This is a genomic window from Dyella japonica DSM 16301 (genome assembly GCF_001010355.1).
In the GTDB taxonomy this organism is placed as follows: Bacteria; Pseudomonadota; Gammaproteobacteria; order Xanthomonadales; family Rhodanobacteraceae; genus Dyella; species Dyella japonica.
Window position 1 is genome coordinate 17556 of sequence record NZ_JPLA01000002.1, and the last position, 13966, is coordinate 31521.

Annotated in this window: 14 protein-coding genes; 5 read left to right on the forward strand and 9 right to left on the reverse strand. The window is 64.1% G+C overall.

Annotated elements, in window-relative coordinates; translation table 11 throughout:
* Positions 1-6: 6 nt before the first annotated feature.
* The 4 genes from Y882_RS00820 to gloA all read right to left on the reverse strand — a co-directional run bounded on the left by Y882_RS00820 (position 7) and on the right by gloA (position 3595).
* The gene (locus tag Y882_RS00820; RefSeq protein ID WP_046969978.1) at positions 7-711 is read right to left on the reverse strand and encodes an aspartate/glutamate racemase family protein; all 705 of its coding nucleotides are present in this window, start codon (positions 709-711) and stop codon (positions 7-9) included.
* Positions 712-755: 44 nt separating this feature from the next.
* Positions 756-2126: an amino acid permease gene (locus Y882_RS00825; RefSeq protein ID WP_046969979.1), complete on the reverse strand. Its 1371-nt coding sequence runs from the start codon at positions 2124-2126 to the stop codon at positions 756-758.
* 31 nt (positions 2127-2157) lie between these two features.
* Complete coding sequence (locus tag Y882_RS00830) at positions 2158-2808, reverse strand: rhomboid family intramembrane serine protease (protein ID WP_046969980.1); 651 nt, start codon at positions 2806-2808, stop codon at positions 2158-2160.
* Positions 2809-3067: 259 nt separating this feature from the next.
* Entirely contained in the window at positions 3068-3595 is a 528-nt protein-coding gene (gene gloA / locus Y882_RS00835) for a lactoylglutathione lyase (RefSeq protein WP_046969981.1), read from the reverse strand.
* A 99-nt stretch (positions 3596-3694) separates the two neighbouring features.
* Between gloA and Y882_RS00840 the strand changes: the two genes are divergently transcribed.
* The gene (locus Y882_RS00840; protein ID WP_046969982.1) at positions 3695-4336 is read left to right on the forward strand and encodes a Rossmann-fold NAD(P)-binding domain-containing protein; all 642 of its coding nucleotides are present in this window, start codon (positions 3695-3697) and stop codon (positions 4334-4336) included.
* A gap of 81 nt (positions 4337-4417) precedes the next feature.
* Here Y882_RS00840 and Y882_RS00845 read toward each other — a convergent pair whose 3' ends face one another.
* The 3 genes from Y882_RS00845 to Y882_RS00855 form a co-directional block, all read right to left on the reverse strand.
* A complete protein-coding gene (locus Y882_RS00845; protein ID WP_425479381.1) occupies positions 4418-5002 on the reverse strand; it encodes a C40 family peptidase in 585 nt (194 codons plus the stop codon).
* Between the two features lie 369 nt (positions 5003-5371).
* A complete protein-coding gene (locus tag Y882_RS00850) occupies positions 5372-6100 on the reverse strand; it encodes a YggS family pyridoxal phosphate-dependent enzyme (RefSeq protein WP_046969984.1) in 729 nt (242 codons plus the stop codon).
* 105 nt (positions 6101-6205) lie between these two features.
* Positions 6206-7630 carry a M20 family metallopeptidase gene (locus tag Y882_RS00855; RefSeq protein ID WP_046969985.1) on the reverse strand — a complete coding sequence of 475 codons (1425 nt, stop codon included), beginning with the start codon at positions 7628-7630 and terminating at the stop codon, positions 6206-6208.
* 202 nt (positions 7631-7832) lie between these two features.
* Between Y882_RS00855 and Y882_RS00860 the strand changes: the two genes are divergently transcribed.
* The 4 genes from Y882_RS00860 to Y882_RS00875 all read left to right on the forward strand — a co-directional run bounded on the left by Y882_RS00860 (position 7833) and on the right by Y882_RS00875 (position 9907).
* Positions 7833-8207: a ComEA family DNA-binding protein gene (locus Y882_RS00860; RefSeq protein ID WP_046970039.1), complete on the forward strand. Its 375-nt coding sequence runs from the start codon at positions 7833-7835 to the stop codon at positions 8205-8207.
* Between the two features lie 109 nt (positions 8208-8316).
* Positions 8317-8796: an SET domain-containing protein gene (locus tag Y882_RS00865; RefSeq protein WP_046969986.1), complete on the forward strand. Its 480-nt coding sequence runs from the start codon at positions 8317-8319 to the stop codon at positions 8794-8796.
* Between the two features lie 5 nt (positions 8797-8801).
* Positions 8802-9341 carry a GNAT family N-acetyltransferase gene (locus Y882_RS00870; RefSeq protein ID WP_046970040.1) on the forward strand — a complete coding sequence of 180 codons (540 nt, stop codon included), beginning with the start codon at positions 8802-8804 and terminating at the stop codon, positions 9339-9341.
* The gene (locus Y882_RS00875) at positions 9338-9907 is read left to right on the forward strand and encodes a HutD family protein (RefSeq protein ID WP_046969987.1); all 570 of its coding nucleotides are present in this window, start codon (positions 9338-9340) and stop codon (positions 9905-9907) included. Before Y882_RS00870 ends, Y882_RS00875 begins: the two co-directional genes overlap by 4 nt.
* 929 nt (positions 9908-10836) lie before the next feature.
* On the opposite strand, the gene Y882_RS00885 is transcribed toward Y882_RS00875, so the two are convergent.
* Together Y882_RS00885 and Y882_RS00890 are read right to left on the reverse strand one after the other, a co-directional pair.
* Complete coding sequence (locus Y882_RS00885) at positions 10837-11739, reverse strand: hypothetical protein (protein WP_046969989.1); 903 nt, start codon at positions 11737-11739, stop codon at positions 10837-10839.
* Complete coding sequence (locus tag Y882_RS00890) at positions 11739-13952, reverse strand: M1 family metallopeptidase (protein WP_244466141.1); 2214 nt, start codon at positions 13950-13952, stop codon at positions 11739-11741. Before Y882_RS00890 ends, Y882_RS00885 begins: the two co-directional genes overlap by 1 nt.
* Positions 13953-13966: the final 14 nt, after the last annotated feature.

A 13966-nucleotide genomic window follows, 5' to 3' on the forward strand; every position in this document is an offset into this window, starting at 1 on the left:
CATCAACTACAGACAGCTTTCGCCCAACGCAAAAGCCACGGCCGCTTCAGCATGCAGCGCTGCCGTATTGAACAACGGCAGGGACACATCGTCCTGCCGCAGCAGCAAGCCGATCTCGGTGCATCCCAGGATGACGCCTTGCGCACCGTTCGCAGCCGCCTCCTCGACGATGGCTCGATAGATCTCCCGCGACGCCTCGTTGATCACGCCGGCGCATAGTTCGTCATAGATGATGCGATGGACGTCCGTGCGCTGTGCACGCGATGGCACCAGGCAATGCACGTTGAATTCTTGCTGCAGGCGGTCGCGGTAGAAATTTTCCGCCATGGTGAATTCGGTGCCCAGCAGCAGGACCGTATGCAGGCCTTGCGCAGCGATGGCCGCGCCTGTGGGATCGGCGATATGGATGAACGGCAGGCGCGTCGCAGCCGTGATGGCATCGGCCATCTTATGCATGGTGTTGGTCGCCAGCACGATGCATTCGGCGCCGCCCGCCTCCAGTCGCCGTGCCGATGCTGCCAGCGCCTCACCGGCGGCGTCCCAGTCACCTTCGCGTTGCCAGGCGGCGATCTCTTGGAAATTCAGGCTGTCGAGCAGCAGCCTGGCGGAATACAGCGGCCCGCATCGATCGCGGATGCCGCGATTGATCCACTGGTAGTAAAGCAGGCTGGACTCCCAGCTCATGCCGCCGATCAAGCCGATAGTGCGCACGTGAAGACTCCTGCGTCGCGGGCGCTCACCCGCAGTGCATCAGTCTAGCTTTGCGTCGCCAGCTGCATGCGTCCCTGCACCTGGAACACGCGGTAGGCGATCGCCAACAGCGCGACCCAGCTTGCGCCGATATAGAGCGCGATGCGGGTATCCGGGCTGACGCCCAGCATCACCACCACGAAGCCCAGGAAGGCCACGCAGACGATGCCGCTGAACGGCCACCAGCGCAGCCGGAACGCCGCCGGCGCCTCGCCACGTTCGCGCAGTTGGCGACGGAAGCTGTAGTGCGCCAGCAGCACCATCGTCCAGGTCCACACCGTGTTGAACGAAAGGATCGACATCATCATGCCGAACACCTTGGCCGGCAGCAGATAGTTCAGCAGCACCGCGAGCAGCAACACCGCCAGCGTCACCAGGATCGCGCGCACCGGCACGCCCTGCCCGTTCACTTCGCTCAGCGCCGCAGGCGCCTGCCCCTTGCAGGCCAGGCTGTACAGCATGCGGCTGCCGCTGAAGGTGGTGCAGTTGAAGCCGGACAGCGCCGCGGTGATCACGACGAAATTGATCAGGCCGGCGGCCTGAGGAATGCCCAGCTTCGCGAAGGTGGTGACAAACGGACTGCCGTGTTCGCCCAGACCCGTCCACGGATAGATGGCCATGATCACGAACAGCGCACCCACATAGAAAATCAGGATGCGCCACAGCACCGAATTGACCGCGCGCGGAATCGTGCGTTCGGGCTGGGCCGCTTCACCGGCGGCGATGCCCACGGTTTCAACGCCGCCAAACGAGAACACCACCACCGGCAGCGCCAGCACCATGCCAAGCAGGCCATGCGGAAACCACCCGCCGTTCGACCACAGGTTCGACAAACCCGTGGGCCGTCCGCCATTGCCCCAGCCAAGGAAGATGATGCTCAATCCGCCCACGATCATCGCCAGCACGGTGATCACCTTCACCAGGGTGAACCAGAACTCCATCTCGCCGTAGATCTTCACGGTGAGCAGGTTCAGTCCACCGATCATCACCACGCTGCCCAGCACCCAGATCCAGCGTGGCCAGTCGGGAAACCATTCGTGCATGTAAGCGCCGACGGCGGTGGCCTCGGCCATGCCCACGCCCACCATCAACAGCCAGTAATTCCAGCCGGTGACGAAGCCGGCGAAGGGCCCAAGATAGCGCTGCGCATACACGCTGAAGGAACCGGCGACCGGATCGCGCACGGTCATTTCGCCCAGCGCGCGCATGATGATGTAGATCATCACGCCGCCGAACAGATAGGCAAACAGCACCGACGGGCCGGCCAACTTGATCGCATCGGCGGAGCCGAGGAACAGGCCGGCGCCGATGGCCATGCCGAGCGCCATGAAGGTGATATGGCGCGGCGTCAGCCGACGCTGGAGATGCTGGGTCATGGAAACTGCCGGAAGACGGGGATTGCAGCGATCAACGGTAGAGACGACGCTGCGGCTTGATGGGGAGCTTGCCCCGCCAGTACTGGATCAACACGAAGCCGCCGAGCATGCCGCCCAGGTGAGCGAAGTGCGCGATGCCTGCCTGCGTGCCGGTCACGCCCATGTACAGCTCGGCCAGACCGTAGAGCGTGACAAACAGCCAGGCAGAGATGGGGATCGGCAGGAAGATCAGGATCATCTTCTCGTGCGGGAACAGCATGCCGAACGCCAGCAGGATGCCGAAGATCGCACCCGACGCGCCCAGCGTCGGATAGAAGCCGCCGGTGAACCAGTTCACCACCACCAGCTGCGCCAGCGCGGCCACCAGCAGGCAGACGAAGTAATAGATGACGAAGTTGCGCGCACCGAACACGCGCTCGATCTGCCCGCCAAACATGAAGAGCGCCAGCATGTTGGAGAACAGGTGGGTCAGGCTGCCATGCATGAAGGCATAGGTGACCAGCTGCCACGGACGGAAGCCCACCGAGACCAGGCCTTGCGCACCCTGGGCGACCTGGTCGGCCCCCCACGGCCACAGCGCGAAATAGGTCAGCAGCGTTTCGCCCATGATCTGCTGCAGGAGATACACCGCCACATTGGCGATCAGCAGGTTGCGAGTGACGGGAGGAAGGTCAAACGGCATATCGGGGCAAATCCGCGGGGCAATATTTCCAAGCGTACCGGTAGCGGCCAGGTACCGCCACGGCCAGTCGACCTAAAGAGCAGCGCGAAAAGCTGCTTATGTGCCCGTCATCCCTGCGAAGGCAGGGATCCAGCGCCTTCGCTTTAAGGCTTGAGAGTCACTGGATTCCCGCATTTGCGGGAATCACCGGCAAGTAGAGGTGCCATTAGGGAGCCCAACGTGATGAGGAGCACTCCCAACAACAGCAGCACGGCCACGCTCAGCCAATGAACGCCGCCGGCTGCAGGATCTCGATCCAGTAATCGTCGGGATCGCGAATAAACGCGATGTGCTTCATGCGCCCATCGCTCAGGCGCTTCTGGAACGTCACGCCCAGGGCCTCGAAGCGGGCGCAGGCTTCCTCCACGTTCGGCACGGAGACGCACAGGTGGCCAAAGCCGCGCGGCTCGGCGTTGCCGTGGTGGTAGTGGAAGGCCTCGTCGTGCTCGGTGCCGTGGTTGTGCGTCAGCTCCAGCACGCCCGGTTGGCCCAGCACCCAGCGCAGGCGGGCGGCATCGTCCTCGGGAATGACCGAGCGATCCGGCGCCAGCACCAGGTACACGATGGTGAAGGCCGCCTCGGCAAAGTCCTGGCGGTGCACCGGCGTGAAGCCCAGTACCCGCGTGTAGAAGTCCAGCGAGCGACCCAGGTCCTTCACGCGGATCATGGTGTGGTTGAACACATAGCCGTGGGTGGCGGCGTCGGGCGCGTGGACGCCCGGCATGGCAAGCAAGGGGGAAAGCGACATCGGGTTTCTTCTGGGGGAAAGCGAATGTCCAAGATGGGGCTCAAGCGCCGCCAGGCAAGCCTTCGCTCGCCATAACAATCCTCGCCATACAATGTCGCCATGAGCACGATGCCGCGCCATGTACTGCTTGCCGGTGCCACCGGCCTGACCGGGCACAAGCTGCTCGAGCTGTTGCTCGCTGATGACTCGGTGGCGCACGTCTACGCCCCTACCCGCCATCCGCTGCCGCCGCATCCGAAACTCGAGAATCCGGTGGGCATGGTCAGCCACCTGATCGCGCAGCTGCACGGACAAGCCGACACGGTGTTCTGTTGCCTGGGCACCACGATTCGCCAGGCCGGGTCCCGCGAAGCGTTCCGCATGGTCGACTACGACCTGCCGCTGTCGCTGGGCAAGCATGCACATGCGCTGGGCGCCAGCCACTACCTGGTGATCAGTGCGCTGGGCGCGGATCCGACCTCGCGCCTGTTCTACAACCGCACCAAGGGTGAGCTGGAACTGGCGCTGCAGAAACAGGAATGGCCGCGACTGACCATCGTGCGGCCCTCGCTGCTGCTGGGCTCACGTCATAAGCCACGCATGGGCGAAGTATTCGCCGCGCCCTTCTCACGCGTGCTGCCGGGACGCTGGCGCGGCATCGAAGCCGGCACGGTAGCCACCGCGATGTGGCGGCTGTCCAAGGCGCCGGGTAGCGGCCTGCGCATCGTGGCATCCGATGAACTGCAGCAACTGGGCAGCTGAAACGTCGGGGCCAGTGGTCAGAATCGCCGCATAAAAAAAGGCCGCCCATGAGGCGGCCTTCGACTGACGGTGACGTCCAAATCAGCTGCGGGCGAGCGCGCCCGGACGCTTGGCACCAGCGAAGCGCTGTGCCCAGTACGACTGGTCCAGGCTGTCCACGCGCACGGTCTTGCCGCGCGAGGGCGAATGGATGAACTGGCCATTGGCGATATAGATGCCCACATGCGACACGCGGCCCTGGCCACGCTTGCCGGCGGTGCGGAAGAACACCAGGTCGCCCGGCTTCATGTCGCCGCGGTTGACGTTGAGGCCAGCCACGAACTGCGAAGCGGAGTTGGTCGGCAGCTCGAGGCCGACGGCATGGGCGAACACGTAGCGGACAAAGCCGCTGCAATCGAAGCCGGTGGACGGATCATGGCCGCCGCGCACGTAACGGATGTCACGCAGCTGCATGGCCATGCCGATCAGGGTCTTGCGCAGGTCGGAGGTGTCGTTGGCGAGCGCGGCGACGGCGCTGACGCCGCTGTCCGGCATGCCGTCGCCATCGGCGTCTTCGTCATCACCCAGGGCGGCGCCGTTGCCGGCCGAGACCTTGGAGGCGGTCTGCGCGGGAGCGGCGGACTGGGCGAGCATGGCTGCCGGCGAGAACAAAGACAGCTGGCCCATCAGATTCGGTGTCACGGTTGCCGACGTCGGCGCGGGAGCCGGCGTGGCGGTCAGCGGTTCAGCAAGAAGCGGAAGGGACGTAAGCAGTGCACCAGCAAGCGCAGCAGCGGCGAAAATTCGCTTTGTTCGCATGTGGGACAAATCCCTTTGCAGTTCGTGGAATCGCCGTTTTCAGGTCAACGGGCCGTGATCGAGGCGTGAACTTAGCAAAGGGTTCTAGATCGTTTGTTCGGATGGGGTTAACTGTACCCTGTCGTTTCGAAACCTGGCACGGCCTATGCTTGAGGGGTGTCACGTGATAAGTGACTGATTTACCGGTGAAAGCTGTGTCAAATTGGTTACATATTGACCAATTAGTGAACTAAATGTTCAGTTCGGTACCGTATGTTTTGTGAGCTGTCTCACACCGAAAATCGCCGTTCCGAGCCGGATTTCGGTGGCGCCCTCGGCAATGGCGAGCGCGAAATCACCGCTCATTCCCATCGAAAGTCGAGCCAAATCATGGCCCTGCTCTAGGCCCGCTGCGCGCAGCTGGCGTAGGTGCCGGAAACAGGCGCGAACAGCCTGGGCATCGTCCGACTGGACGGCCAACGTCATCAGCCCCCGCACCTTCAGGCGGTCGTAGGCACGCAAGGCGTCCAGCAAGCCGGGCAGCTGATCGGGCGGCAGGCCGTGCTTGCTGTCTTCCGGCGAGGTCTTCACCTCGATCAGCACGTCGATGACGCGGTCCTCGATGTCCAGGCGTCGCTGCAGCGCGTCGGCCAGCTCCAGCCGATCCAGCGACTGCACTTCGCTGGCCAGCCGGGCTACGTCTTTGGCCTTGTTGGTCTGCAGATGCCCAATCACCACCCAGTCGATGCGCTCGCCCGCCAGCGCTGCGGACTTGCTGCGGATCTCCTGCACCTTGTTCTCGCCGAAGCGATGCAGGCCCAGCGCCAGCGCGGCACGCACCACCTCCGGGCCAAACGTCTTGCTCACCGGCAGGATCGACACCTCGCCGGGATCGCGCCCTGCGGCCACGCACGCCGCGTCGACGCGCTCGCGCACAGACACCCAGTTCTCGGCGAGATAGGAAAGCTCGTTGCTGGAATCGGACATCGCTGGAAACCCTGCCAGTGACCGCACGGCTTCAGTCCGGCGGCTGCCGGTATCCCGCGCAGTCGGTTGCACCGCCCCGGCAGCACGCCGGGGCGACGATCACGTTCAGGCCTTGGCGCCCTGCGCGTAGTGATGGGCCACCACATCGGCCACCACCATCGACACCTTCTTGCCGGTGGGGATGTGCAGGAATTCGTTCGGGCCATGGGCATTGGAATGCGGACCCAGCACGCCGGTGATCAGGAACTGCGCCTTGGGGAATTTCTCGCCCAGCATGCCCATGAAGGGAATGCTGCCGCCCTCGCCCATGTAGGCCGCCGGCGCGCCGAAATACGTTTCCGATGCCTTGGCCACGGCCTCTTCCAGCCACGGCGACAGCTGCGGGGCATTCCAGCCGCTGCCGTCCTTCTCCAGCTTGAAGCTGACCTTGGCGCCGTACGGCGGATCCTTTTCCAGCAGCTGCTTGACCAACTGGCCGGCCTTGGCGCCGGACAGCGTCGGCGGCACGCGCAGGCTGAGCTTCACCGAGGTCTTGGGACGCAGCACATTGCCGGCGCTCTCCAGTGGCGGCATGCCGTCCACGCCGGTGACCGCCAGCTGCGGACGCCAGGTGCGGTTGAGCACCAGCTCGGTGAGGTCTTCGGTGACCGGGTGCATGCCCGCTACGAACGGGAACTTGTCGTAGATGGCCGTGCCCAGCACTTCCGCCGATTTCTTGGCCTGGTCGATGCGCTGCTGCGGAATGTCGACGTACAGCTCCTTGGGCTTGATCGTGCCGGTTTGCGGGTCTTCCAGGCGGCTCAGCAGCTCGCGCAGGATGCGGAAGCTCGAAGGCACGACGCCGGACGCATCGCCCGAGTGCACGCCTTCTTCCAGCACCTGCACGGTCAGCTCGCCACCGGTCATGCCGCGCAGCGAGGTGGTCAGCCACAACTGGTCGTAGTTGCCGCAACCCGAATCCAGGCACACCACCAGCGAGGGGTTGCCGATGCGATCGGCGAGATGGTCGACGTAGTACGGCAGGTCGTAGCTGCCCGATTCTTCGCAGGCTTCGATCAGCACCACGCAGCGCGCATGCGGCACGCCTTGCTCGTGCAGCGCCAACAGCGCAGCGAGCGAACCGAAGATGGCGTAGCCGTCATCGGCGCCGCCGCGGCCATAGAGCTTGTCGCCCTTCAGCACCGGCGTCCACGGACCCAGCCCCTCGGCCCAGCCGGTCATTTCCGGCTGCTTGTCCAGATGGCCGTAGAGCACCACGGTGTCGTCGCCGCTGCCCGGCACTTCGATGTAGATGAGCGGCGTGCGGCCTTCCAGACGCACTACTTCGAGCGTGGCGCCCGGCAGTGACGAAAGCTTGCTGCGTGCCCAGGTCTCCATCAGCTTCACGGCCGCATCCATGTAGCCGTGTTCCACCCACTTGGGATCGAACATGGGCGACTTGTTCGGAATGCGGATGTACTCGACCAGCTGCGGCACGATCTCGTCATCCCACAGTCCGCTGATGTAACGGTTGAGGCGAGCGGTATCCATGGACGACTCCTACAGCGTGGGAAAAGACCGCCATTGTATCAGCACGTTCGAGAGGGGCTCGGCGTATCGACGAGCGCCCACGCGCCGTGACGGGCGATGCCAGCCCACGGCTGCCTCCGCTGCCGACAGCCACCGGCGCGGCGGCTGGGCACAGTCCTCTGGCGGCCACTTGAAGGCTGCATCCACCAAGGGAGAAGTGATCATGATCAAGCAGATCGCAGTAGCACTATTGGCTTTTGCGCTGGCCTGGCCCGCCTTCGCGGCCACGCCCGTCAACATCAACACGGCCGATGCCGCGACCCTGTCGAACTCGCTGGACGGCATCGGTCCGTCGAAAGCCAAGGCCATCGTGGCGTACCGCGAAGAGCACGGCCCCTTCAAGACCGTCGCCGACCTGTCCAACGTCAAGGGCGTCGGGCCGGCCACGCTGGAGCGCAACCGTGGCGCCATCCTCCTGAGCGGCGCCGGCCCGACGCCGGCGCCGGCCGCAAATGCAGCCGCAAAGCCCGCCGCAGCAGCCGCGCCAGCCAAGGCGGCGGCCAAGCCAGCACCCAAGGCGGCCAAGGGCGGCGGGTAATAAGCAAACTGCGTCAAGTACTTAAGTACACGAATCGCATTCGGCCGGTATGGAAACCCCGGCCGGATGCGCCTACACTCGCCCGCCTTGCCATCGGCATTGGGCTGTCATGATTGTTCCGCGTTACCGCATAGCCGCGTCGAACATCGCCGGCGCGGGCCAGGGGTTGTTCCTATTGGAGGATGTGTCGGCCGGTCAGGTGCTCACGGCACCGGACGCGATTGACCGCACGTATCGCTATGACGAACTGACTGGCTCGCCCGAGTTGTCGGCACAGCTGTATGCAAGCGCCCGCTGGTTCGAGGACCGCTATACCGTGTCCCCGGACTGGCCGGACGAGTGCTATCTCAATCACAGCTTTGAGCCCACCGGGCTGTGGCATCTGGGCTTCGTGTTCGCGGCACGCGATTTGCCTGCTGGCACGGAGATCACCGTGGACTACCGGCACCTGTTGCCGCCGGGTGAGGAAGAGGCTTTCACGGACGCGGCCACTGGCCAGCCGATCGTGGGCCTGTCATGGACCGAAAGCCTGCGAACGAGCACTCACGCTTTGGCGGCCCTGCTCGATGGCACCCGACTTGCTTGCTGAAGATCATGATCGACATACCTGTGATTGAAACGGCGCGCCTGCGCCTTACCGCCCTCGCCGAACGGCATTTCGACGATTACGCCGCCATGCTCGCCGACCCCGCCAGCACCCGCTGGATCGGCGATGGCCAGCCGCTGGACCGCACCAATGCCTGGCGCTCGCTCGCCATGCTGATCGGCCACTGGCAGCTGCGCGGCTACGGCATGTGGGCGCTGGAGCTGAAGGACACCGGCGAGTTCATCGGCCGCGCCGGCCTGATGCGCCCCGAGGGTTGGCCGGACCTGGAACTGGGCTGGATGCTCAAGCCCGAGTTCCGTCATCACGGCTACGCCACCGAAGCCGGCAGCGCCATTCTGGAGTTTGCCTGGCACGCCCTGGGCTCGCCGCGGGTGATCAGCCTGGTGAAGATCGGCAACGAGGCGTCCGATCGCGTGGCCGAGCGACTTGGCGGCGAACACATCGACGACATGGATTTCTTTGGCGCCCACAACCACGTGTTCGCCTATTACCCGCCCTGCACCGAAAAGCGTCGCGCCTGGGCATGAGCCAGCTGCAGCGACTGCCGCTGGAAAGTCTCCATGGCGCGCCCTGCGCCAAGGGCACGGCAGTCATCACCCCGATTGCCTGCGGCCCGGACGACGATGCGTGGCAGTGGCAAATGACCCTGATCGGCATGGAGCAGGAAGTCGACTTTCCAGCACATGCTGACCTCCGCCGGCACTTCGTGCCGCTGGACGCCCCGGTGGACATCGCCTTCCCCGACGGCCGCACGCAACACGTCACCCGTTTCCAGATCGCCCAGTTCGACCAGGGCAACGATCCGCAGGCCTGCCTGCCCACCGCGCCCACCCGCACGTTCAATCTCAAGCTGCGCGGCGAGGCCCAGGGCGAGCTGATGGCCCGTCCGCTGAATGGCGCCATGGTGCTGCTGGCCCCCAACGGCTGGCGCTGGTTCCTGCTGTTGCTGTCCGGCCGCGCCAAGGTGATCGCCGATCACCGCACGCAGTCGCTGGAAGCGAACGACATGATGTGGATCGACCCGATCCCCGGCCATCCGGTGCGCATCGAAGGTGGCGGCGAGATCGTGCTGGCGCGTTTGCCTGCCGCGTGATTCTTCGCCTTCGTCGCTTGCGGACTCGAAAGCGAGATTAGATATCTGCCATTTGCCCAGTCATCTGATCGCGGCTGATGTGCTTCATCGTCGCCATATTTCCGGCGAAGCATTTCTCCAAAGCACGCAGGGCTTCCAAACCTGAAATCAGGTGCAGCCAAATTCAGTGAATGCCTGATCAAGCTCGTGCGTCGTGATGTGGCGTTTGTCCATTTCGCTGGCGGATAGGAAGCGGGCCATCCGGACCTGACTGCAGTTCAAGAATTTCCCACCTTCTTGAAGTATTTGTCTTGGACTCAGCTCCTCACCGACGGAAATAGTCTTTACCAACGTTCGATCAGTGTCGCCCGGAATACGCTGGAACTCTTGAGCGTGAGAACTTCGCTGAGATTCTCTAAACATCGGATTTCCGTAGGGTGCATCAACGGAAGTCAATCCCTGAGGCGCGCTAACGCTTCCCTGATTGTCCCCGTCCCTCGCGTGCAGAATTTCCCCGCGCGATTGAGTCTCCAACGCCTTGGGTACAGACGTTCGCGTCGTCCTTTCGGCTCGAGATGATCGAGGCTCGGTGTGCACCGGAGGCGCGTTTACAGGCGATGATGCAGCAATGGCCGCGAGGGATGGCTCCCTCAGAAACACAAGCTGTAGCGCGCCAGTCCGGCTCAACGTCTTCGCTGAGTTTCTCGAATACTCGGGTGCCGGAGGCATCGTCAGGTACACGAAGATCAGTAGATGAAGCAAAGTCACGACCGCAAATGTCGTGCCTTTCCTTATCGCATGCTTCCAATGCGGCATCAGGCGTGCACTCCCTTCGCTCGTTTGCAGAACGATGCGATGGTGGTGTTGACACCTCAGAGTTGGCGTTGGTTCCTGTGCATCAAAGGCGGCGCGAGATCCCAGCTCGTTTGGCCGCCAGCCACCCGCTGCACTTACAGGCCCGACCGCCGGCCCATGCCGAGCGAGCGCCCCACGTCGGCCAGCGCGAACAATCGCGCGATGCGCATCCAGCCCAAGGCCACCACGATGAGCTGGGTGAGCGTGAATCCCCAGAGCAAGCCCGAGGTGCCGACCGACACGGTGTGCACGCGTGCCAGCCCCAGGGCCAGCGCGATGGCGAAACCGACGGCGGTCAACAGCAGGTAGACGAACAACGTCGACACCGGGCGACGCAGCAGCTGAAGCAGGCCGCGTAGCATGGCGATGGACGCTGAGCGCAATCCGACGTCGGCAATGAACGAGGCGCGAGCGGATTCCACCCAGGCCTGGGCCAGCACAATCACGATACCCGCCGCCCACCAGGCCACCTGTTGCGCGTTATCGGCCTGCGATTGCAGCGTGGCGAGATCGCCGCGATCGTCGGCACGGTCCAGGCCCATCTGCACCAGCAGGCCGGCTAGCGCATACGGCAGCACGGAACAAAGCATCAGGCGGAACATGCGGCCGTATTCGATCAGTCCGCCCTGCAATAGTTGGGCAAAGCCCAGCGTGCGCCCTGCCCGACCGCTGGCGACCACCATGCCGTTGAGCCACGGCAGCCACAGCAGCATGAGCAAGGCGCTGGCCAGTCCGGCGCCATGCAGCGTGGCGTGCTCGCGCGACAAGGCCACGGCCACATCGCTGAACATCAAGCCATCGAAATGGCGCGCCCACTCATGCGTGTGGGTGGAGCGGTCGAGCAAGGCGCCAAGTGACTGCAGCAACGGCAGCGCCGCCACCATGGTTGCGATCAGCGTTGCCAACAGCCACAGCAGCAACAGTCGCCACTGCAGCGCTGCGAACGGCGCCAGCGCCACGGCGCCCATATCGACACGACGAGCACTCTTGTAGGCCATCACAGCGTCACCAGGCATGCATACAGCGACTGCAACAGTGCCGCCAGATCGGCTGTCCAGCGGCGCGAGGCCGAGGGGTCGGCCTTCACCGTGCGACTGTCGTTGAGTTTGTTTTCGTCGAGCAGGATCGTGTGCTCGGGATCCAGCTCGGCGGAGACCACCGGCGAGTCGCCAGTGTGTACGAAACGTCGCCAGCGCCGGTCATCGTCCCATGGAACGTCGACATGCGTGCCGTCCGCATAGGTCACGCGCAACAGCTGCGGAACGACAGCGCCTTCGCGCACCACCGTCACCGTGCTGCGCACCTGGTATGGGCCATCCTCGTGCTTGCCGGCGTTGGGGTGTGACTTCTTCCAGGCATCGCGCTTCTTCTCGACCTCATCATCGCGATCGTCGGCGCTGAGCTCGCTGCGCTGGCCATCCTTCAGCCAGCTGCCCGCTTCGGGCAGCACTTTCACGATGTCGATCGACGTCACGCGATCGTCGATGCGCGCCGTGCCATAGACGTACTGATCGAAGATCTCGTTGACCGCACGCGCATTGCCGGAGACATCGATCAAGGTGGCGCGCAGGTCTGCCGCGGAAGGATGGCGGAAATGCCAGCGGCGATAGTATTCGCGCATGGCGCGGGCCATCACGTCCTTGCCCAGGCGCTGTTCCAGATCGTGCATGGCGGTAGCGGTTCGTGAGTACACCGTGCCGTAGCTTGAGCTGGAGTAGCGGTCCCAGCTGTTCTGTCCCAGCGGGTCGAAGGGATGTTGCAGGCCGGCGTCGAGACGCTCGAACGTAAACACGTCCATCGATGGGGTGATGCCGGCGCGCCGCAACCATGAGCTTGGCGTCAGCACGCGCTGGTTGCGTTCGCGCAGCATGCGTTCGTCCCAATACTCGTTGATGCCTTCGTCCAGCATCGGCTCTTCGAATTCGTTGGAGGCAAGCAGACCGTAGAAGTAACCGTGGCCGAATTCGTGGATGGTCACGAAATCGATGTTCCACTGGTCCATGGTGTCCTTGTCGATCGTCTTGTCGCCTTCGGCGGTGAAGAAGGTCGGGTACTCCATGCCACCGGCTTCTTCCGCATTGAACGGCGGCACCACGGCCGTGACCGTGCGATACGGATACGGTCCCAGCGTGTCGGAGAAATAGCTCAAGGAATCCAGCGTGGCCTTGAGCACCGGTTGCGCGCTGGCCACGTACTCGGGCGGATAGATCACGCGCACCGCCACGTTCGGGCTGCCCGGCCCCTGCCAGCTGCCATCGAGGGTGCGGAAACCCTTGGCAGCCACCCAGGCGAAGTCGTGCACGTCGCCCTGCACGAAGTGATAAGTCGTCTTGCCGTTTTGTTGGGAAGGTTCATCGTGCTGCGCGCCCACCGCTCCAACGGTGTAGTCGGAGGGCACGGTGAGGCGCACGTCGTAGCTGCCGAAATCGGCGTAGAACTCGCTGTTGAAGTGGAACTCGTGTACGTTCCACTGCACTTGCGTGGCGCCACGCTCGCCCGGCAGCTCAAGCACGCCGATCTTGGGAAACCACTGCGCCACCAGGTTGAAGTTGCCCCACCAGCCGGTGCGTTCGATTACGCGCGGCAACTGGCTGACGAAATCGATATCCAGCGTCAGCGTGCCGCCCGCCGGCACGGGCTCGGCAAGATCGATCGCGGCCACGGTCTGGTCGGTGGCCGGGCCGTCGTCGGGATGCACGAAACGCCACTTCAGCGCGGCATTGCCCTGCTGCACGGTCTTGAGGTCGATCCAACCCCATTCGCCCTTCTTCGGCGCCGCCTCGCCACGCGAATGGCCGTGCGCGGTGAGCACGCTGCGTTCGGTGAAGAAGGTGCTGCCTTCGTTCTGGAAGGCATTGAGGTAAAGATGCAGATAAATGCGATTGACCGGCTGGCTGCTGCGGTTGCGCCAGCTCAGTTGTTCGCTGCCGGTGATGCTGTGATGGGCCGCATCCAGCTCGGCATCGATGCGATAGGCGACCACGCGATCGGACAAGGTGGCCTCCTTGCCCGTGCGCACGCCACCCCATGCATCGGGTGAGCTGGCCTCATGCGGTGCATCGGCATGCGGCTTGGCCAGCGGGATCACTGTCGGCACGAGGGTTGTGCTGGGCGCCGGCACCAGTGCGTCCTGCGCAGCGGCCATCGACGACAAGCCCAGGCAGACCAGCGCCAGGCCATGACGCAGCGCGTGTTGCATCCGTGTTCCCATGTAACCCTCCCCCG

Excerpts from the sequence above, each read along its gene's own strand:
- Y882_RS00825 (WP_046969979.1), bottom strand. The coding sequence starts at position 2,126 with ATGACCCAGCATCTCCAGCGTCGGCTGACGCCGCGCCATATCACCTTC.
- Y882_RS00830 (WP_046969980.1), bottom strand. The coding sequence starts at position 2,808 with ATGCCGTTTGACCTTCCTCCCGTCACTCGCAACCTGCTGATCGCCAAT.
- gloA (WP_046969981.1), bottom strand. The coding sequence starts at position 3,595 with ATGTCGCTTTCCCCCTTGCTTGCCATGCCGGGCGTCCACGCGCCCGAC.
- Y882_RS00840 (WP_046969982.1), top strand. The coding sequence starts at position 3,695 with ATGAGCACGATGCCGCGCCATGTACTGCTTGCCGGTGCCACCGGCCTG.
- Y882_RS00845 (WP_425479381.1), bottom strand. The coding sequence starts at position 5,002 with ATGGGCCAGCTGTCTTTGTTCTCGCCGGCAGCCATGCTCGCCCAGTCC.
- Y882_RS00850 (WP_046969984.1), bottom strand. The coding sequence starts at position 6,100 with ATGTCCGATTCCAGCAACGAGCTTTCCTATCTCGCCGAGAACTGGGTG.
- Y882_RS00855 (WP_046969985.1), bottom strand. The coding sequence starts at position 7,630 with ATGGATACCGCTCGCCTCAACCGTTACATCAGCGGACTGTGGGATGAC.
- Y882_RS00860 (WP_046970039.1), top strand. The coding sequence starts at position 7,833 with ATGATCAAGCAGATCGCAGTAGCACTATTGGCTTTTGCGCTGGCCTGG.
- Y882_RS00865 (WP_046969986.1), top strand. The coding sequence starts at position 8,317 with ATGATTGTTCCGCGTTACCGCATAGCCGCGTCGAACATCGCCGGCGCG.
- Y882_RS00870 (WP_046970040.1), top strand. The coding sequence starts at position 8,802 with ATGATCGACATACCTGTGATTGAAACGGCGCGCCTGCGCCTTACCGCC.
- Y882_RS00875 (WP_046969987.1), top strand. The coding sequence starts at position 9,338 with ATGAGCCAGCTGCAGCGACTGCCGCTGGAAAGTCTCCATGGCGCGCCC.
- Y882_RS00885 (WP_046969989.1), bottom strand. The coding sequence starts at position 11,739 with ATGGCCTACAAGAGTGCTCGTCGTGTCGATATGGGCGCCGTGGCGCTG.
- Y882_RS00890 (WP_244466141.1), bottom strand. The coding sequence starts at position 13,952 with ATGGGAACACGGATGCAACACGCGCTGCGTCATGGCCTGGCGCTGGTC.